17 protein-coding genes are annotated in these 17,506 nt (G+C 58.2%); 3 read left to right on the top strand and 14 right to left on the bottom strand.

What is annotated here, in order from left to right:
* Window positions 1-163: 163 nt before the first annotated feature.
* On the top strand, window positions 164-487 hold the full coding sequence (fdxA, locus tag ATI02_RS22040) for a ferredoxin FdxA (RefSeq protein ID WP_007908827.1): 324 nt from the start codon (window positions 164-166) through the stop codon (window positions 485-487).
* A gap of 578 nt (window positions 488-1,065) precedes the next feature.
* Window positions 1,066-2,397, top strand: a complete 1,332-nt coding sequence (locus ATI02_RS22030) for an IS4 family transposase (protein WP_100846722.1) — start codon at window positions 1,066-1,068, stop codon at window positions 2,395-2,397.
* A gap of 50 nt (window positions 2,398-2,447) precedes the next feature.
* Here the strand turns inward: ATI02_RS22030 and rpoS are convergent, their stop codons facing one another.
* The 8 genes from rpoS to ATI02_RS21990 all read right to left on the bottom strand — a co-directional run bounded on the left by rpoS (window position 2,448) and on the right by ATI02_RS21990 (window position 9,666).
* Entirely contained in the window at window positions 2,448-3,458 is a 1,011-nt protein-coding gene (gene rpoS, locus ATI02_RS22025) for an RNA polymerase sigma factor RpoS (protein WP_095189344.1), read from the bottom strand.
* A 106-nt stretch (window positions 3,459-3,564) separates the two neighbouring features.
* The gene (locus tag ATI02_RS22020) at window positions 3,565-4,443 is read right to left on the bottom strand and encodes a peptidoglycan DD-metalloendopeptidase family protein (protein WP_095189345.1); all 879 of its coding nucleotides are present in this window, start codon (window positions 4,441-4,443) and stop codon (window positions 3,565-3,567) included.
* A gap of 212 nt (window positions 4,444-4,655) precedes the next feature.
* Window positions 4,656-5,291, bottom strand: a complete 636-nt coding sequence (locus tag ATI02_RS22015; RefSeq protein ID WP_170947254.1) for a protein-L-isoaspartate(D-aspartate) O-methyltransferase — start codon at window positions 5,289-5,291, stop codon at window positions 4,656-4,658.
* 41 nt (window positions 5,292-5,332) lie between these two features.
* Entirely contained in the window at window positions 5,333-6,082 is a 750-nt protein-coding gene (gene surE / locus ATI02_RS22010; protein WP_095189346.1) for a 5'/3'-nucleotidase SurE, read from the bottom strand.
* The gene (gene truD / locus ATI02_RS22005) at window positions 6,070-7,128 is read right to left on the bottom strand and encodes a tRNA pseudouridine(13) synthase TruD (protein WP_100847339.1); all 1,059 of its coding nucleotides are present in this window, start codon (window positions 7,126-7,128) and stop codon (window positions 6,070-6,072) included. The genes surE and truD overlap by 13 nt, the downstream gene beginning before the upstream one ends.
* Window positions 7,125-7,598, bottom strand: a complete 474-nt coding sequence (gene ispF, locus ATI02_RS22000; RefSeq protein WP_100847338.1) for a 2-C-methyl-D-erythritol 2,4-cyclodiphosphate synthase — start codon at window positions 7,596-7,598, stop codon at window positions 7,125-7,127. Before ispF ends, truD begins: the two co-directional genes overlap by 4 nt.
* Before the next feature lie 44 nt (window positions 7,599-7,642).
* Complete coding sequence (fghA, locus tag ATI02_RS21995; protein WP_095189349.1) at window positions 7,643-8,488, bottom strand: S-formylglutathione hydrolase; 846 nt, start codon at window positions 8,486-8,488, stop codon at window positions 7,643-7,645.
* Between the two features lie 65 nt (window positions 8,489-8,553).
* Window positions 8,554-9,666 (bottom strand): S-(hydroxymethyl)glutathione dehydrogenase/class III alcohol dehydrogenase, encoded by a 1,113-nt coding sequence (locus tag ATI02_RS21990; RefSeq protein WP_008081726.1) that lies wholly within the window; start codon window positions 9,664-9,666, stop codon window positions 8,554-8,556.
* Window positions 9,667-9,782: 116 nt separating this feature from the next.
* Between ATI02_RS21990 and ATI02_RS21985 the strand changes: the two genes are divergently transcribed.
* Window positions 9,783-10,679, top strand: coding sequence for a LysR family transcriptional regulator (locus ATI02_RS21985; RefSeq protein WP_100847337.1), 897 nt, complete (start codon window positions 9,783-9,785; stop codon window positions 10,677-10,679).
* A 131-nt stretch (window positions 10,680-10,810) separates the two neighbouring features.
* Here ATI02_RS21985 and ispD read toward each other — a convergent pair whose 3' ends face one another.
* The 6 genes from ispD to tilS all read right to left on the bottom strand — a co-directional run bounded on the left by ispD (window position 10,811) and on the right by tilS (window position 17,492).
* Window positions 10,811-11,518: a 2-C-methyl-D-erythritol 4-phosphate cytidylyltransferase gene (ispD, locus tag ATI02_RS21980; RefSeq protein WP_100847336.1), complete on the bottom strand. Its 708-nt coding sequence runs from the start codon at window positions 11,516-11,518 to the stop codon at window positions 10,811-10,813.
* The gene (ftsB, locus tag ATI02_RS21975) at window positions 11,515-11,793 is read right to left on the bottom strand and encodes a cell division protein FtsB (RefSeq protein WP_095189352.1); all 279 of its coding nucleotides are present in this window, start codon (window positions 11,791-11,793) and stop codon (window positions 11,515-11,517) included. The genes ispD and ftsB overlap by 4 nt, the downstream gene beginning before the upstream one ends.
* A gap of 167 nt (window positions 11,794-11,960) precedes the next feature.
* Entirely contained in the window at window positions 11,961-13,250 is a 1,290-nt protein-coding gene (gene eno / locus ATI02_RS21970) for a phosphopyruvate hydratase (RefSeq protein WP_093436567.1), read from the bottom strand.
* Between the two features lie 156 nt (window positions 13,251-13,406).
* Complete coding sequence (gene kdsA / locus ATI02_RS21965) at window positions 13,407-14,252, bottom strand: 3-deoxy-8-phosphooctulonate synthase (protein WP_095189353.1); 846 nt, start codon at window positions 14,250-14,252, stop codon at window positions 13,407-13,409.
* 5 nt (window positions 14,253-14,257) lie between these two features.
* Window positions 14,258-15,889 (bottom strand): CTP synthase, encoded by a 1,632-nt coding sequence (locus tag ATI02_RS21960; protein WP_095189354.1) that lies wholly within the window; start codon window positions 15,887-15,889, stop codon window positions 14,258-14,260.
* Window positions 15,890-16,163: 274 nt separating this feature from the next.
* Window positions 16,164-17,492 carry a tRNA lysidine(34) synthetase TilS gene (gene tilS, locus ATI02_RS21955; RefSeq protein ID WP_100847335.1) on the bottom strand — a complete coding sequence of 443 codons (1,329 nt, stop codon included), beginning with the start codon at window positions 17,490-17,492 and terminating at the stop codon, window positions 16,164-16,166.
* Between the last annotated feature and the right edge of the window lie 14 nt (window positions 17,493-17,506).

Genomic DNA, 17,506 nt, shown 5'->3' with positions numbered 1-17,506 from the left:
GCACTGAAGAAGCGGATATAACGCAAACGGCTTCAAGCTGTTAGAATCTCGCGCGGTTTGGGATGCTGCTGGCTAATAGCCTGGCCAGCAGGCATCGCTCCCGAACCTGGCGACCCCAACCGTGAAGGGGCAACGCTGCCGCCGCCTGAGGAGAGAATTAGAAATGACCTTCGTCGTCACCGACAACTGCATCAAGTGCAAGTACACCGACTGCGTAGAAGTCTGTCCGGTGGACTGCTTTTACGAAGGCCCGAACTTCCTGGTGATTCACCCGGATGAGTGCATTGACTGCGCCCTGTGCGAACCAGAATGCCCGGCCGTAGCCATTTTCTCCGAGGACGAGGTTCCAGAAGAGATGCAGGAGTTCATTCAGTTGAACGTCGAGCTGGCCGAAATCTGGCCGAACATCACCGAGAAGAAAGAATCGCTGCCGGACGCCGAAGAGTGGGATGGCGTCAAAGGCAAGATCAAAGACCTCGAACGCTGATCTGTCGCGCGCTCGAAGAAAAGGCCCTTACGGGCCTTTTTGCTTTCTTGCGGGCAAAAAAAGGGGCGGTTTGACCCGCCCACATTTTTTCCCTATTCCCTGTGTTCCTTTTCATCGTCCTGATGAATCGCATCCTGCGATGTCCATTCTCCTCATCCTTGAAGAGCGTGTCTGTCCGTCGACACAACCCCGATATTAAAGAGTTCCCAGCCCGGAGCAACGTGGTCGGGACGTAAAAACAGGCTGTCATAAGCACTTCATATTAAAAAATAAACATATAAATCAATAGGTTAAATACTTGCGCTGCGAGAAATGGACGTCTGCCGTCCTGTAAAAATAACGAACACTTACGGAAGAGTAAGCCAAGGCTTACAGCCCGAGACTACAAACCTGAGCTCTGCGCAGAAATCCCTCCTGCGCCGCCTCTCTTGCGGCAGCGCCTACATAAAGCAGGATGGCCATCATCCAGTAGGTAACAAAAAACCCCGAACCAGTCGTAATGCTGTTCACTTAAGCATTTGAATCCTCGCCGGGCTTCTTCGAAAATCCGATGTCAGATCTCTGGCATCGGATTTTTTATGTCTGTTCAACAGGACTTGCTCGACCTCGGCGACCTTTTCAACTTCTGTGACTTGAGCACATTCACTCAAAATATTCCCATCGAGTGGGTCGCGTCTGCGCTGGATCTGTCCAGCCAAGCCACTATCCGACGGCGTCGCTTGCCTGCCGACCAAGTGCTCTGGCTGGTGCTCGGCATGGCATTGTTTCGCGACGAGCCGGTTCATGAGGTCGCCCGACGTTTGAACATCTGCGCCCAAGGTCTGGCTTCTGACCATCTGTTGGCCCGTAGCGGTGTGACCGAGGCCCGCAAGCGGCTGGGGGCCGACCCGGTTGAGTGGTTGTTTCGCAAAACGGGTACTCAATGGGGCGCGCAGCGCTATCCCGATGATGCCTGGCAGGATCTGCAAGTATTTGCAGTCGATGGTGCGCTTCTGCGCACGCCGGATACGCCGGAGTTGCGAGACCATTTCGGTTCTGGAAACACCTCGACCGACCGCCAGACTCCCTTTCCCATGCTGCGCCTGGTGGCGCTGATGAATGTGCGTTCACACCTGATCCTGGATGCACAGCTTAGCCCTTACCGACGCAGCGAAATGCGTCTGGCCGATGAGTTTTTGCAGCAGATCCCCGACCACTCCGTGACGTTGTTCGATAAAGGGTTCTGGAGCGCCGATCTCATGCTCAGCCTGAGCGGCGACGGCAGTCACCGTCATTGGCTGATTCCGGCAAAAAAGGGATTGGTTTGCGAGGAGGTAGCCCGTTACAACGAGCATGATCGTTTGGTGCGTATGAAAGTGTCGCCGCAAGCCAGAAAGCGAAATCCGACTCTTCCTACACACTGGGAGGCGCGTGAAGTCAGTTATGAAATTCAAGGCAAAGTAAAAACAGTCATGACGTCGTTGCCGGCCAAGATCTACAGCACCAAGTCTGTTGCCAAGCTTTATCAGGAGCGCTGGGAAATCGAATTGGGCTTCAGGGATATCAAAAGCTCAATGCAGCAAAACGCAATGACCTTGCGCAGCAAAAAGGTCGATCTGATCTACCAGGAAGTGTGGGGGTTGTTGCTGGCTTACAACGTGATTCGTCGGGAGGCAAGTCAGGCAGCAGTCGCGTTTGGTCGAGCGCCGTCGGACATCCGTTTCAAGCCGGCTTGCCAGTACATCGCCGTGCAGTTGATCGTGATGGCAGCGGCCAATCCTGTTTCAGCGACGGGTAGACGGTTGGCGGAACTTAGAAAAGGCGTTGGCGGGCTGTTTCTGGATCACCGCCCAAGGCCTTCGAGGCCAAGGACGGTGAAGATTTCAAAAACCCGGTTTCCGGTGGACCGTAAGGCTGCTCCGCTTAAGTGAACAGCATTACGAACCAGTCGGGGCTTTTTGCGGGCGGTCGTTTGAGGCGCTTACTGGAACAGCGACTCGCTCGACAGGCCATTCTTCTCGAGAATTTCCCGCAGGCGCTTGAGGCCTTCCACCTGGATCTGTCTCACCCGTTCGCGGGTCAGGCCGATCTCCAGGCCAACATCTTCCAGCGTGCTGCTCTCGTGGCCGCGCAGGCCGAAGCGGCGAATCACCACCTCACGCTGCTTGTCGGTCAGCTCCGACAGCCATTGATCGATGCTCTGTGACAGGTCGTCATCCTGCAGCAGTTCGCATGGATCTGTCGGACGATCATCAGTAAGGGTGTCCAGCAGGGTTTTATCCGAATCCGGACCCAGCGAGACGTCGACCGAAGAAACCCGCTCGTTCAGGCCGAGCATGCGCTTGACCTCGCCAACCGGCTTTTCCAGCAGGTTGGCGATTTCTTCGGGTGAAGGTTCGTGGTCGAGCTTTTGGGTCAGCTCCCGTGCAGCCCGCAGGTACACGTTGAGTTCCTTGACCACATGAATCGGCAACCGGATGGTCCGGGTTTGATTCATGATTGCGCGCTCGATGGTCTGACGAATCCACCAGGTCGCGTAAGTCGAGAAGCGAAAGCCGCGCTCGGGATCGAACTTTTCCACTGCGCGGATCAAGCCGAGGTTGCCCTCTTCGATCAGATCCAGCAACGACAGCCCCCGATTGACGTAACGCCGGGCGATTTTGACCACCAGCCGCAGGTTACTTTCAATCATGCGCTTGCGCCCGGCAGGATCGCCACTTTGCGACAAGCGCGCAAAATGAACTTCTTCCTCCGGAGAGAGCAGTGGGGAAAAGCCGATTTCGTTGAGATACAACTGCGTGGCATCAAGTGCCCGCGTGTAATCGATGTACTTATGTTGTTTAAGTGAAGCGGAGTGTTTGGATTTGGAACGAACGGAAGGTGGAGCAGCCCCTTCATCATTCGACATCGAAGATTCCGAATCGATGCCGGCCTCCGTAAGGAGAACCTCATCGTCGATGTCAAACTCCGGCACTTCTTTACTGAGAGCCATTGTTATAGTCCTTTGGTGAGTCCGACCCCAAGCTCAAGCGACGCCTCTATCCTTGGCAGCGCTGGAGCCTGTCCCCTCTACGCGACGGAACAGGCTGGCTTACAAATCAACGTCTTGGCAGGAACTGCAGCGGATCTACAGGTTTACCTTGTCGGCGAATCTCAAAATGCAGTTTCACCCGGTCTGTACCCGTTGACCCCATTTCGGCAATTGTCTGTCCGACCTTGACCTGCTGTCCCTCCCGAACCAACAGCCGACGGTTGTGACCGTAAGCACTTACGTAGGTTTCGCTGTGTTTGATGATGACTAATTCGCCGTAGCCCCTTAAGCCACTCCCGGCGTATACCACCGTCCCATCAGACGCAGCTAAAACAGGCTGTCCCAAATCTCCGGCGATATCAATTCCTTTATTCAAACTACCGTTTGAAGAGAATTTTCCAATGAGAATGCCATTAGATGGCCATCCCCAGCCCGTCGGGGCCGGGCCTGCCGGCGGCAGTGATGCGGGTGCGGATTTGCTGGCGACGGACGGTACCGCTGTCGCAGAACCGGCCCCGGAGCCCGTCACAGTGGTGGTCGTCGTGCCATTCGCCTGGCGCCGGATTACTGTGGTTTTACTCGACGAGGACGGTGAGGAACTGCTGTTGCTCACCACCGCCGTTGGCGTTGAACCGGTACGGCCATCGAAGCGAATTGTCTGACCCGGATGGATCGTATATGGCGTAGGAATATTGTTCCTGGCCGCGAGGGCTTTGTAGTCCCAGCCGTAGCGAAACGCGATGGAAAACATCGTATCGCCCGGACGGACTACGTACTGTCCGGTCGTAACTGTAGGACGTTGCGCGACCGCATTGCGATCGACCACCCTGACGTTGCTCGATTTGGTGCTGGAGCAACCGACCAGCAAGGTGCTCAAGACGAGGCCAGTCACCAGGCGCTGAAAGCTCGTGTTACCCATACGCTGCGCAATGACTGTGAGACTCACCCGCCGCTCCCTTTGTGGTGGCTGAAAAATATGGCATGCCGGATGTCGGCATACGGTGTTGCAAGTATAACGGGCCGAACCGGCTTTACCCTTAATGAAGCGAATTCGTTCCGCGCACACGTTTGCAAGTTGTCAATCTGCTGCGTTTAATTCCTTGCTGCCGGTGTAAGACCCAAGCTGTTGAAAGGAATTCAGCGCCGCCAAACAAATGCTCAGGCCAGTGGACCGTTAAGCAAAGGCACAAACCGAACAGCGCCCAGAACGTGTCGGGAAAAACCGTTTTCTTCACGCACAATCAACATCAGTTGCTGCACTTCTCCCGAGCCGACCGGAATCACCAGACGCCCGCCCGGAGCCAATTGATCGAGCAAGGCCTGTGGCACATCAGTGGCCACCGCGGTGACGATGATGCCGTTATAAGGCGCCAGCGCCGGCCAGCCTTCCCAGCCATCGCCCCAACGAAACACCACGTTGCGCAGATTCAGCTCGACCAGACGCTCCTTGGCGCGATCCTGCAGCACTTTGATGCGCTCAACCGAAAACACCCGCTCCACCAGTTGCGACAACACCGCCGTCTGGTAACCGGAACCGGTGCCGATTTCCAACACTTTATCCAGCGGCCCCGCTTCCAGCAGCAGCTCGCTCATGCGCGCCACCATATAAGGCTGGGAGATGGTCTGGTTGTGTCCGATCGGTAGTGCCGTGTCTTCATAAGCACGGTGTGCCAGCGCTTCGTCGACGAACAGGTGACGCGGCGTGCGGCGGATCACTTCCAGCACCTTGGCGTTGGACAGACCCTCTTCGTACAGACGCTGGATCAGTCGCTCTCGCGTGCGCTGGGACGTCATACCGATGCCGCTGCGCATTCTGTCTTCGTGTTCACGAGCCATCAGCGTAGCCCCTCCAGCCAGCCATCGAGACTTCTGAAGGCATCGTTGAAGGTGCGATCGAGCTGCAAAGGCGTGATCGAAACATAACCCTGCATCACCGCATGAAAGTCCGTGCCCGGCCCGCCATCTTCGGCATCGCCGGCAGCCGCAATCCAGTAACCGGCCTTGCCGCGCGGGTCGACCACTTTCATCGGCGCCGCCGCCCGGGCACGGTGGCCAAGTCGGGTCAGCTGAATGCCGCGAATGTGGTCGATTGGCAGATTGGGAATGTTCACGTTGAGCACCGTGCGCGGTGGCAGATCGAGCCCGGCATGGGCCTCGACCAGCTTGCGCGCAAAGTAAGCTGCCGTGGAAAGATTATCCACCTGGCGTGAGACCAGCGAAAAGGCGAACGACGGACGCTCAAGAAAGCGTCCTTCAAGGGCGGCCGCCACTGTCCCGGAATACAACACATCATCGCCAAGATTGGCGCCGAGGTTGATACCGGAAACGACCATGTCCGGCTCGCGCTCCAGCAACCCGTTAAGGCCCAGGTGCACGCAGTCGGTCGGTGTGCCGTTGAGGCTGATGAAGCCGTTGGCCAGGTATTGCGGGTGCAACGGACGGTCGAGCGTCAGCGAACTGCTGGCGCCGCTTTTGTCCTGCTCCGGGGCGATAACCACGCACTCGGTGTAATCCGCCAGCGCAGCATAAAGCGCGGCGAGACCGGGTGCGGTTACCCCATCGTCGTTAGAAATCAGAATACGCATGGGCTGTCCGTCTGCCCCACCGGCACCAGATCAACGAGTTCGCGCACCAATACGGTGGCGAAGCATCCGGCCGGGAGGACGAATTCCAGTTGCAGAATGTCAGGCTGGGGATAATGCCACGTCAACCCGCCAATGGGCAGCCGCAGGATGCGACGTTCGTGGCTCATGCCGGCGTGAATCAACCAATCACGCAGATCCGCTTCACGGGCGGCGATCCCCTGCTCCAGATCATGGACAGCGCCAGCGGCCGGGGAGTCACCTTCGCCCCATTGCGGGCCGGTCGGATGCAGATCGAGAATCGCCAGGCGTGGATCGCTGCACTCGGCTTCACCGGCCGGGAAAAAGCTGCGGCTATCGGTGAATGCCAGCAGATCGCCGACCTGTGCTGTTTGCCAGGTGCCATCGGTCACCCGTGCCGCCAGCACCTGATTGAACAGAAAGCTGCGTGCCGTCGACAACAGACGCGAACGCACATTGCGCTGTTCCGGCAAGGCCTTGCGCGCCGCCCACGAGCGAGCATCAACGACGTTGCCACCGTCATGGCCGAAACGCTGGGCGCCGAAATAATTGGGAATGCCTTGTTTGGCGACCAATTGCAAACGCGCTTCGAGCGCAGCCTTGTCGCCATTGAACTGTGTCAGGCGCAGAGTGAAACCATTCGCCGAATGCGCGCCGCGTTGCAGCTTACGTTTATGGCGAGTGGTCTTGAGAATTTTCAGCGTGTCGTTTTCCGCCGCGGACAGATCCGGGTCAGCCTTGCCCGGCAGTTGCACGCTGAACCACTGACGCGTCAGCGCCTGACGATCCTTCAGACCGGCGTAACTGACCGTACGCAATGGCACCCCGGCAGCCTTGGCGATGCGCCGCGCAGCTTCTTCAGTATTGAGGCCGCGTTTTTCCACCCAGATCCACAGATGTTCGCCATCGCCGCTGAACGGAATATCAAGGACTTCATCGACCTGAAAATCTTCAGCGATGGCTTTCAGTACTGCGGTGCCGAGGGGGTCGCCATAGGCCCGCGGGCCGAGCAGTTGCAGTTCATTCATGCGCGCAGCAACAAGGCAACGGAGTGTACGGCGATGCCCTCTTCGCGACCGACAAAGCCAAGCTTTTCAGTGGTGGTAGCTTTCACGTTCACTTGATCCAACTCAACTTGAAGATCCGCGGCGATCAGTGCGCGCATCGATTCGATATGCGGGGCCATTTTCGGCGCCTGGGCGACGATGGTGTTATCGACGTTGCCGACTTTCCAGCCTTTGGTGTGGATCAGTGCGACCACATGGCGCAACAAGGCACGACTGTCGGCCCCCTTGAATTGCGGGTCGGTGTCCGGAAAGTGTTTGCCGATATCACCCAACGCAGCGGCGCCGAGCAAGGCATCGCTCAAGGCGTGCAGCAGGACGTCACCGTCGGAATGAGCGAGCAGCCCGAAGCTGTGTGCAATTCGCACGCCGCCCAGAGTAATGAAATCGCCTTCAGCGAAACGGTGCACATCATAGCCGTGGCCAATACGCATAAAAAAAACGCCCCGATTTTTGTCAGGGCGTGATTCTACCTGCATTAGGCCCGAAGGGCGCGTGCGTGATGCTGCAAGTGGTCGTCTATGAAGCTTGAGATGAAGAAATAGCTGTGGTCGTAGCCCGGTTGCAGGCGCAGCGTCAGCGGATGGCCCGCTTGTTTTGCCGCTTGTTGCAAGGCTTCGGGCTTGAGCTGGGTGGCAAGGAAGTCGTCGCGATCACCCTGATCGACCAGCAGCGGCAGTTTTTCATCAGCCTCGGCGATCAGCGCGCAGGCATCCCATTCACGCCACTTCGAACGGTCTTCGCCCAAGTAACGGGAAAAAGCCTTTTGGCCCCACGGGCAATCCATCGGATTGTTGATCGGCGAAAACGCCGACACCGACTGGTAACGCCCCGGATTGCGCAGCGCACAGACCAGCGCACCGTGACCGCCCATGGAGTGACCGCTGATGCTGCGCTTATCGGAGGCCGGGAAATGCGCTTCAACCAGTGAAGGCAATTCCTGCACGACATAGTCATGCATCCGATAGTGCCGCGACCAGGGTTCCTGCGTGGCATTCAGATAAAACCCGGCACCGAGGCCAAAATCCCACGCCCCGTCCGGATCACCTGGCACATCAGGACCACGCGGGCTGGTGTCCGGCGCCACGATGATCAAGCCCAGTTCGGCGGCCATGCGCATCGCGCCAGCCTTCTGCATGAAGTTTTCATCGGTGCAGGTCAGACCCGACAGCCAGTACAGCACCGGCAGCTTGCCGCCCTGCTCCGCCTGTGGCGGCAGATACACGGCGAACACCATGTCGCAGCCGAGCACGTCAGAGCGGTGGCGATAACGCTTGTGCCAACCGCCGAAACTTTTCTGACAGGAGATGTTTTCCAGACTCATGTAAAGACTCCTACGCGACCAGAACTGCAAGCCTTCAAGACTTGCAGCCATGGCGTCGCGATTGATCAGAAATGAATGACGGTACGGATGCTCTTGCCTTCGTGCATCAAGTCGAACGCCTTGTTGATGTCTTCCAGGCCCATGGTGTGGGTGATGAACGTATCCAGCGGGATTTCGCCGCTCTGCGCCATGTCGACGTAGCTTGGCAACTCGGTACGACCACGCACGCCACCGAACGCCGAACCGCGCCAGACGCGACCGGTGACCAACTGGAATGGACGGGTGGAAATTTCCTGACCCGCGCCGGCAACACCGATGATGACCGACTCACCCCAGCCTTTATGGCAGCACTCAAGCGCTGCGCGCATCAGTTGCACGTTGCCGATGCATTCGAAGGAGAAGTCGACGCCGCCATCGGTCATGTCGACGATCACTTCCTGGATCGGACGATCGAAGTCTTTCGGGTTCACGCAGTCGGTGGCACCGAGTTGCTTGGCGATTTCGAATTTGGCCGGGTTGATGTCGATGGCGATGATGCGTGCGGCCTTGGCTTTCACCGCGCCAATCACCGCAGACAGGCCAATGCCGCCCAAGCCGAAGATCGCCACGGTGTCACCCGGTTTGACTTTGGCAGTGTTCAAGACTGCGCCAATACCGGTGGTGACACCGCAACCGAGCAGGCAGACCTTTTCCAGCGGTGCGTCTTTAGAGATTTTAGCGACGGAGATTTCCGGCAGCACGGTGTATTCCGAGAAGGTCGACGTACCCATGTAGTGGAAAATCGTTTCGCCCTTGTAGGAAAAGCGCGAAGTGCCATCTGGCATCAAACCCTTGCCCTGAGTCGCACGAATCGCCTGACACAGGTTGGTCTTGCCCGACTTACAGAATTTGCACTGGCCGCATTCCGGGGTGTACAGCGGAATCACGTGATCGCCGACGGCAACCGACGTCACGCCTTCGCCGATGGCTTCAACGATTGCGCCACCTTCGTGGCCGAGGATCGACGGGAAGATGCCTTCCGGGTCAGCGCCGGACAGGGTGTATGCGTCGGTGTGGCAAACGCCGGAAGCCACCACACGCAGCAACACTTCCCCGGCCTTGGGCATGGCCACATCGACTTCTACGATTTCCAGCGGCTTCTTGGCCTCGAAGGCAACGGCGGCGCGCGACTTGATCATGTTGACTCTCCAGTGAATCCATTGAATAAAAAAGCAGACAAGGAGTGTAATACATGGCCTAACGATGAATAATTCGGGCAAAAGCAAAACATTATTGCCATACAGGGATAATCCCGATGTCCGAAAATCGCTGGGAAGGCATCGACGAGTTCGTCGCCGTCGCCGAATGCAGCCAATTCACCGCCGCCGCCGAACGACTTGGGGTTTCTTCCTCGCACATCAGTCGACAAATCGTACGACTGGAAGAGCGTTTGCAGACACGACTGCTTTATCGCAGCACCCGCCGGGTCACGCTGACCGAGGCCGGGCAGACGTTTCTGCAACATTGCCAGCGCTTGCAGGATGGTCGAGAAGAAGCCTTGCGCGCCGTCGGCGACCTGACCAGTGAGCCCAAAGGCATGCTGCGCATGACCTGCGCCGTTGCCTATGGCGAGCGTTTTATCGTGCCGCTGGTGACGCGGTTCATGGGCCTGTACCCACAACTGCGCATTGATATCGAATTGAGCAATCGTCAGCTCGACCTTGTGCATGAAGGGCTGGACCTGGCGATCCGACTGGGTCGATTGCAGGATTCGCGATTGGTCGCGACTCGTTTGGCACCACGGCGCATGTATCTGTGCGCGTCGCCTTCTTACGTTGAACGGTACGGTCGCCCACACAGCTTGTCGGAACTGAGTCGCCACAATTGCCTGATCGGTAGCTCCGACATCTGGCAACTTGAGCAAAACGGCCGGGAATTTTCCCAACGGGTGCAGGGAAACTGGCGTTGTAACAGTGGGCAAGCGGTGCTGGATGCGGCGCTACAGGGCGTCGGGCTGTGTCAGTTGCCGGATTATTACGTGCTGGAGCATTTGTACAGCGGGGCATTGATATCGTTGCTGGAGGCGCATCAGCCGCCGAATACCGCGGTGTGGGCGCTGTATCCGCAGCAGCGGCACTTGTCGCCGAAGGTGCGCAAACTGGTGGATTTTCTCAAGGAAGGCTTGGCCGAGCGGCCGGAGTATCGAAGCTGAGTGATAGGTTGCCTGGGCCATCGCTTTCGCGAGCAAGCCCGCTCCCACCTATGATCGCAGTTACTTGTCGAACACGGTCAAATGCGGGAACGGGCTTGCTCGCGAAGGCAATCTGAAAAGCGCCACAACACTCAGCGGCGATTAGCCCAACGCTGCCGCAACCACTCCAGGTCTTCTGGCCGCGTAACCTTGAGGTTATCCGCGCGCCCTTCGATCAGTCGCGGTTTCAGCCCCGCCCATTCCATCGCCGAGCCTTCATCGGTGATCACAGCATCCGCCACCAGACTGTCCGCCAACGCCCGATGCAATGCACCGAGGCGGAACATCTGCGGCGTATAGGCCTGCCAGATCACACTGCGATCCACGGTCTCGACCACGCGACCGTTTTTGTCGACCCGTTTCAGCGTGTCGCGCGCAGGGACGGCAAGCAAGCCGCCGACCGGATCATCCGCCAGCTCATCAAGCAACTTGTCGAGATCATCGCGACTCAGGTTCGGCCGTGCCGCATCGTGCACCAGCACCCAATCTTCGTCATCAGCACCCTGCGCATGCAAATGCAGCAAAGCGTTGAGCACCGACCCCGAACGCTCGGCGCCGCCCTCGACCCGCTGAATACGCGAATCAGTGGCGCATGCCAGGTTCGGCCAATAAGGATCATCAACCGCAAGACTGACCACCAACCCTTTCAGGCTTGGGTGATCGAGGAAACAGCCGAGGCTGTGTTCAAGAATTGTGCGCCCGCCCAGTTGCAGGTATTGCTTGGGACGGTCCGCGGCCATACGGGCACCGACGCCCGCAGCAGGAATCACGGCCCAGAAGGCCGGCAGGGAATTGATCATTGGGCCAACTGGTAAAGGGTTTCACCGTCCTTGACCATGCCCAACTCATGACGAGCCCGCTCTTCAACGGTCTCCATGCCTTTCTTCAGTTCGCTGACTTCAGCGTCCATCACCCGGTTGCGCTCCAGCAGGCCCTCGTTCTCGGCATGTTGCTCAGCAATCTGCTGATTCAGCTCGGCGACTTGCGCCAGACTGCCATTGCCCACCCACAGGCGGTATTGCAGACCGGCCAGCAGCAAGAGCAAAACGAGAAACAACCAGTAAGGACTGCGCATCGAATATCAGGTATCCAGTGAAAAAAGACAGCCACGCCAAAACATGAAACGTCTGATAGCACGAAGCCTGGAAGATCCAGGCTTGTGCTGTTAAGGCATCAGATTAGTGGCAAATCCATCGCTGTCACGACTTTTCCGACACAATCCGGTGTCTTTTTACCATTTACTTAGCCGCGGAACTCGGAACGACCGTTGTACTTGGCCTTGCCATTCAACTGCTCTTCGATACGCAGCAGTTGGTTGTACTTGGAAACGCGGTCGGAACGGCACAGCGAACCGGTCTTGATCTGGCCAGCCGAAGTGCCCACAGCCAGGTCGGCAATGGTCGAATCTTCGGTTTCGCCGGAACGGTGCGAGATCACGGCGGTGTAACCGGCAGCCTTGGCCATCTGGATGGCTTCCAGAGTTTCGGTCAGGGTGCCGATCTGGTTGAACTTGATCAAAATCGAGTTGGCGATCTTTTTATCGATGCCTTCTTTGAGGATCTTGGTGTTGGTTACGAACAGGTCGTCGCCAACCAGCTGAGTCTTCTCGCCGATCTTGTCGGTGAGGATCTTCCAGCCAGCCCAGTCGGACTCGTCCAGACCGTCTTCGATCGAGATGATCGGATAACGCTCGGTCAGACCTTTGAGGTAGTCGGCGAAACCTTCAGCGGTGAACACCTGGCCTTCGCCGGACAGGTTGTACTTACCGTCTTCGTAGAACTCGCTGGCCGCGCAGTCCAGGGCCAGGGTCACGTCGGTGCCCAGCTTGTAACCGGCGTTGGCCACAGCTTCGGAGATCACTTTCAGCGCGTCTTCGTTGGACGCCAGGTTCGGTGCGAAACCGCCTTCGTCGCCAACGGCGGTGCTCAGGCCACGGGCCTTCAGCACAGCTTTGAGGTGATGGAAAATCTCGGTGCCCATGCGCAGACCTTCCGAGAAAGACTTGGCGCCAACCGGCTGAACCATGAATTCCTGGATGTCGACGTTGTTATCGGCGTGCTCGCCACCGTTGATGATGTTCATCATCGGAACCGGCATCGAGTACACACCCGGGGTGCCGTTCAGATTGGCGATGTGTGCGTACAGCGGCAGGTCCTGATCCTGTGCAGCAGCCTTGGCCGCAGCCAGGGACACAGCGAGGATGGCGTTGGCGCCCAGGGTCGCTTTGTTTTCAGTACCGTCGAGCTTGATCATCGCGTGATCCAGGGCTTTCTGGTCGCTTGGGTCGGTACCCAGCAGCAGATCGCGGATCGGACCGTTGATGTTGGCTACCGCTTTGAGCACGCCCTTGCCCAGGTAACGGCTCTTGTCGCCATCACGCAGCTCGAGCGCTTCACGCGAGCCAGTGGATGCACCGGACGGCGCGCATGCGCTGCCGATGATGCCGTTGTCGAGAAGCACGTCCGCTTCCACGGTGGGATTGCCACGGGAGTCGAGAACTTCACGACCTTTGATGTCGACGATTTTTGCCATTGTTGTAAACACTCCAAAGTTGACGAAAACGACGCAGCTAGAGGAAATCTTTTTACCGTCGGCAAGGGGTGTACGGCGGGCAGCTTGCAGACGATAACGCTCATGCCCGAGGGCATGAGCGACAAATCGTGCGGTACTTTACCGGAGAATTGAGGTTTACGCGGTTTCTACCGTCGGAAAACTCTTTACCAGTTCGTCCAGGGCTTTGAGCTGGGCCAGGAATGGCTCCAGTTTGTCCAGACGCAAGGCGCAAGGGCCATCGCATTTGGCGTTGTCCGGATCCGGATGCGCTTCGAGGAACAGACCCGCCAGGCCTTGGCTCATGCCGGCCTTGGCCAGATCCAGAACCTGCGCACGGCGACCGCCGGCGGAGTCGGAACGACCGCCAGGCATTTGCAGCGAGTGAGTCACGTCGAAGAAAACCGGGTATTCGAACTGCTTCATGATGCCGAAGCCGAGCATGTCGACCACGAGGTTGTTGTAGCCGAAGCTCGAACCACGCTCGCAGAGGATCAATTGATCGTTACCCGCTTCAACGCACTTGTTCAGGATGTGTTTCATTTCCTGAGGCGCGAGGAACTGGGCTTTCTTGATGTTGATCACCGCGTTGGTCTTGGCCATCGCGACGACCAGATCGGTCTGGCGCGACAGGAAGGCCGGCAGCTGGATGATGTCGCAGACCTCAGCGACGACCGCGGCCTGTTCAGGCTCGTGGACGTCGGTGATGATCGGCACGCCGAAGGCTTGTTTGATGTCCTGGAAGATGCGCATGCCCTCTTCCAGGCCAGGACCGCGATAAGAGGCCACAGAAGACCGGTTGGCCTTGTCGAAACTGGCCTTGAACACGTAAGGGATGCCGAGTTTTTCGGTGACCTTCACGTACTCTTCGCAAACCTGCATGGCCATGTCACGGCTTTCCAGCACGTTCATGCCGCCGAACAACACCATGGGTTTGTCGTTGGCAATTTCGATGTCGCCGACGCGGATGATCTTCTGTGCCATCGGGGTTACGCCTTCTTCTGGTGTTGAGCCAACGCTGCTTTGACAAAACCGCTGAACAGCGGATGGCCATCACGTGGTGTCGAGGTGAACTCAGGGTGGAACTGGCAAGCGACGAACCATGGGTGATCCGGCGCTTCGACCACTTCAACCAGCGCAGCATCAGCAGAGCGACCGGAGATTTTCAGGCCGGCTTCGATGATTTGTGGCAGCAGGTTGTTGTTCACTTCGTAACGGTGACGGTGACGCTCGACGATCACGTCCTTGCCGTAGCAATCGTGCACTTTGGAGCCGGCTTCGAGCAGGCAGTCCTGAGCGCCGAGGCGCATGGTGCCACCCAGGTCAGACGATTCGGTACGCACTTCAACGGCGCCGGTGGCGTCTTCCCACTCGGTGATCAGACCGACGACCGGGTGACCGCTGGCGCGATCGAACTCGGTGGAGTTGGCGTCTTTCCAGCCCATCACGTTACGGGCGAACTCGATGACCGCCACTTGCATGCCGAGGCAGATACCCAGGTATGGCACCTTGTTCTCACGAGCGTATTGAACGGCAGTGATCTTGCCTTCCACGCCACGCAGACCGAAGCCGCCCGGTACCAGAATCGCGTCGACACCTTCGAGCAGCGCAGTGCCCTGGTTTTCGATGTCTTCGGAGTCGATGTAACGCAGGTTGACCTTGGTACGGTTGCTGATGCCGGCGTGGCTCATCGCTTCGATCAGCGACTTGTACGCGTCCAGCAGCTCCATGTACTTGCCGACCATCGCGATGGTGACTTCGTGTTCCGGGTTCAGCTTGGCGTCAACCACCGCTTCCCACTCGGACAGGTCAGCGCTGCCGCATTGCAGGCCAAAGCGCTCGACAACAAAATCGTCCAGACCTTGCGAATGCAGGATGCCCGGGATCTTGTAGATGGTATCGGCGTCTTCCAGCGCGATCACCGCACGTTCTTCAACGTTGGTGAATTGCGCGATCTTGCGACGCGACGAAACGTCGATCGGGTGATCGGAACGGCAGACCAGCACGTCTGGCTGCAGGCCAATCGAACGCAGTTCCTTGACGGAGTGCTGGGTGGGCTTGGTTTTTGTTTCGCCGGCAGTGGCGATGTACGGAACCAGGGTCAAGTGCATCAGCATCGCGCGCTTGGCGCCGACTTCGAAACGCAATTGACGGATGGCTTCGAGGAACGGTTGCGACTCGATGTCACCGACGGTGCCACCGATCTCGACCATTGCCACGTCAGCGTCACCAGCACCCTTGATGATGCGGCGCTTGATTTCGTCGGTGATGTGCGGGATCACCTGGATGGTTGCCCCCAGATAGTCACCACGGCGCTCTTTGCGCAGCACGTGCTCGTAGACACGGCCAGTGGTGAAGTTGTTGTTCTGGGTCATGGTCGTGCGGATGAACCGCTCGTAGTGACCCAGGTCCAGGTCGGTCTCGGCGCCGTCATGGGTGACGAACACTTCACCGTGCTGGAACGGGCTCATGGTGCCCGGGTCGACGTTGATGTACGGATCCAGCTTAAGCATGGTGACTTTAAGCCCCCGCGCCTCCAGGATGGCCGCCAATGAAGCCGAGGCAATGCCTTTCCCCAATGAAGAAACAACACCGCCCGTGACGAATATGTAGCGCGTCATGAAAAACCCTAGAAGTCTGCGTTAAAGCGGTACGAGCCGCCGGGGAAAGCGAAGGAAGGCCGAAGCCCCCGATCACCTGCATTAATCACAGTGCACCTTTCAAAAAAACCGCCGCGTTGGGACAGACCGGCAGATGAAACACCGGTACGTTGCTCGCTACACATTTTTTGGAATCGCCCAGCAAAGACTGCTTGGTAATCGGCAACTCCTGCAATTCAGGCGAATCCACAGAAGTTGTATCAAGAAGGGAGCGTAGTCTACCGGAATGCCCCTTTCATCTCAAACCTTGATCTTCGTCTGTTGGCTGCCAATGCAATTTCCACTCGCCCTGCGCGTGGCCATCAAGGCCCGGCAGGTTCGCTACCGCGAGCAATTCTTCGCCGCGAAACAGCAGCGGCAATCTGCCACGCACGAACCCCGGCACCGCGCGCTCATTGAGCAGCCGCTTGAGATCACGATGACCGCGATCGGCCAGATGCATCACTTCGCCGCCCTGCCGATAGGCAATGCGCAACGGCCCGTCGGGAGTCTGCCCGCTGAACATGACACACCCGTTATTCGGCAAGCGTAGCGATGACGCCGGGGTCTGCCACTGGCCACCGATCACCGGCGTGTGCAGCCAGTCGCCGCTGAGCCACCACAGACGACCGGCGCTACGGTGCAACTCGCCATCGGCCAGACGCCAGACTGGTGTCGCATCGTGGGCGGCGTCGCACAGATCTGACCAACCCGACCAATGGTCAGTGTCCGGCAGCCGTGTCAGCGGCTCGAGCCAGTGGCTGAGCGCATTGCGCTGACGCGCGGCAGACAGCGCCGCCAGCGGCGCCAACTCAAGTGATCGCAACCCCAGCCATTCGAATTCATGACGAGTGTCGGCCTGGGCCAGGTCTATTTGTGCCAGCTCATCAACCAAGCCTTGCGCTTCGCGAAGATGCGCGGCACTGCGCGCCATGCTCGCCTGTGCTTGCGGCCAGCGCCCGGTGAGCAGCGGCATGACTTGATGACGCAGGTAGTTGCGCGAGAACTGCGCATCCTGATTCGAAGGATCTTCGATCCAGCGCAATTGATGCGCTTGAGCGTAGGCTTCCAGCGCTGCTCGACTGACATCGAGCAGCGGCCGAACCATAGCGCCCTGCCCTAACGAACGCTGCGCCGGCATCCCCGAAAGACCGCGCACGCCAGCACCGCGCATCAGGCGAAACAAAAGTGTTTCTGCCTGATCATCCCGATGCTGGCCTGTCAGCAAAATCTCATCGACTTGCGTCACCGAACTGAACACCGCGTAACGCGCATCCCGCGCCGCCCGCTCCAGACTCGCCCCCGGTTGCACCTTGACCCGCTCCACTTGTAACGGAACCCCCAGCCCATCGCAAACAGACTGGCAATGTTCTGGCCACGCATCAGCCGCAGCCTGAAGGCCATGGTGGATGTGGATGGCACTTAGCGCTGGAAGGGATTGTTTTTTTGCAAGATGGGCGAGCAGATGCAGCAGGACAGTGGAATCGAGACCGCCGGAGAAAGCGATGCGCCAATGAGCGGCATTGCGCCAAGGCTCAAGACTCAGCAGAAGCCTTGCAGGCAAATCAATCGATGATCGATCCATATCTTTCTCTTTGC

Source organism: Pseudomonas baetica, assembly GCF_002813455.1.
Taxonomy (GTDB): domain Bacteria; phylum Pseudomonadota; class Gammaproteobacteria; order Pseudomonadales; family Pseudomonadaceae; genus Aquipseudomonas; species Aquipseudomonas baetica.
This window is presented reverse-complemented; position numbering and strand designations above follow the sequence as displayed.

Bases quoted from the DNA above. Each gene is read 5' to 3' on its own strand.
- ftsB (WP_095189352.1), bottom strand. From the start codon at position 11,793: ATGCGCAGTCCTTACTGGTTGTTTCTCGTTTTGCTCTTGCTGCTGGCC.
- tilS (WP_100847335.1), bottom strand. From the start codon at position 17,492: ATGGATCGATCATCGATTGATTTGCCTGCAAGGCTTCTGCTGAGTCTT.
- ispD (WP_100847336.1), bottom strand. From the start codon at position 11,518: ATGATCAATTCCCTGCCGGCCTTCTGGGCCGTGATTCCTGCTGCGGGC.
- eno (WP_093436567.1), bottom strand. From the start codon at position 13,250: ATGGCAAAAATCGTCGACATCAAAGGTCGTGAAGTTCTCGACTCCCGT.
- ATI02_RS22030 (WP_100846722.1), top strand. From the start codon at position 1,066: ATGTCTGTTCAACAGGACTTGCTCGACCTCGGCGACCTTTTCAACTTC.
- surE (WP_095189346.1), bottom strand. From the start codon at position 6,082: ATGCGTATTCTGATTTCTAACGACGATGGGGTAACCGCACCCGGTCTC.
- ATI02_RS21985 (WP_100847337.1), top strand. From the start codon at position 9,783: ATGTCCGAAAATCGCTGGGAAGGCATCGACGAGTTCGTCGCCGTCGCC.
- ATI02_RS22015 (WP_170947254.1), bottom strand. From the start codon at position 5,291: ATGACGTCCCAGCGCACGCGAGAGCGACTGATCCAGCGTCTGTACGAA.
- ispF (WP_100847338.1), bottom strand. From the start codon at position 7,598: ATGCGTATTGGCCACGGCTATGATGTGCACCGTTTCGCTGAAGGCGAT.
- kdsA (WP_095189353.1), bottom strand. From the start codon at position 14,252: ATGGCACAGAAGATCATCCGCGTCGGCGACATCGAAATTGCCAACGAC.
- ATI02_RS21990 (WP_008081726.1), bottom strand. From the start codon at position 9,666: ATGATCAAGTCGCGCGCCGCCGTTGCCTTCGAGGCCAAGAAGCCGCTG.
- ATI02_RS21960 (WP_095189354.1), bottom strand. From the start codon at position 15,889: ATGACGCGCTACATATTCGTCACGGGCGGTGTTGTTTCTTCATTGGGG.
- rpoS (WP_095189344.1), bottom strand. From the start codon at position 3,458: ATGGCTCTCAGTAAAGAAGTGCCGGAGTTTGACATCGACGATGAGGTT.
- truD (WP_100847339.1), bottom strand. From the start codon at position 7,128: ATGAATGAACTGCAACTGCTCGGCCCGCGGGCCTATGGCGACCCCCTC.
- fghA (WP_095189349.1), bottom strand. From the start codon at position 8,488: ATGAGTCTGGAAAACATCTCCTGTCAGAAAAGTTTCGGCGGTTGGCAC.
- fdxA (WP_007908827.1), top strand. From the start codon at position 164: ATGACCTTCGTCGTCACCGACAACTGCATCAAGTGCAAGTACACCGAC.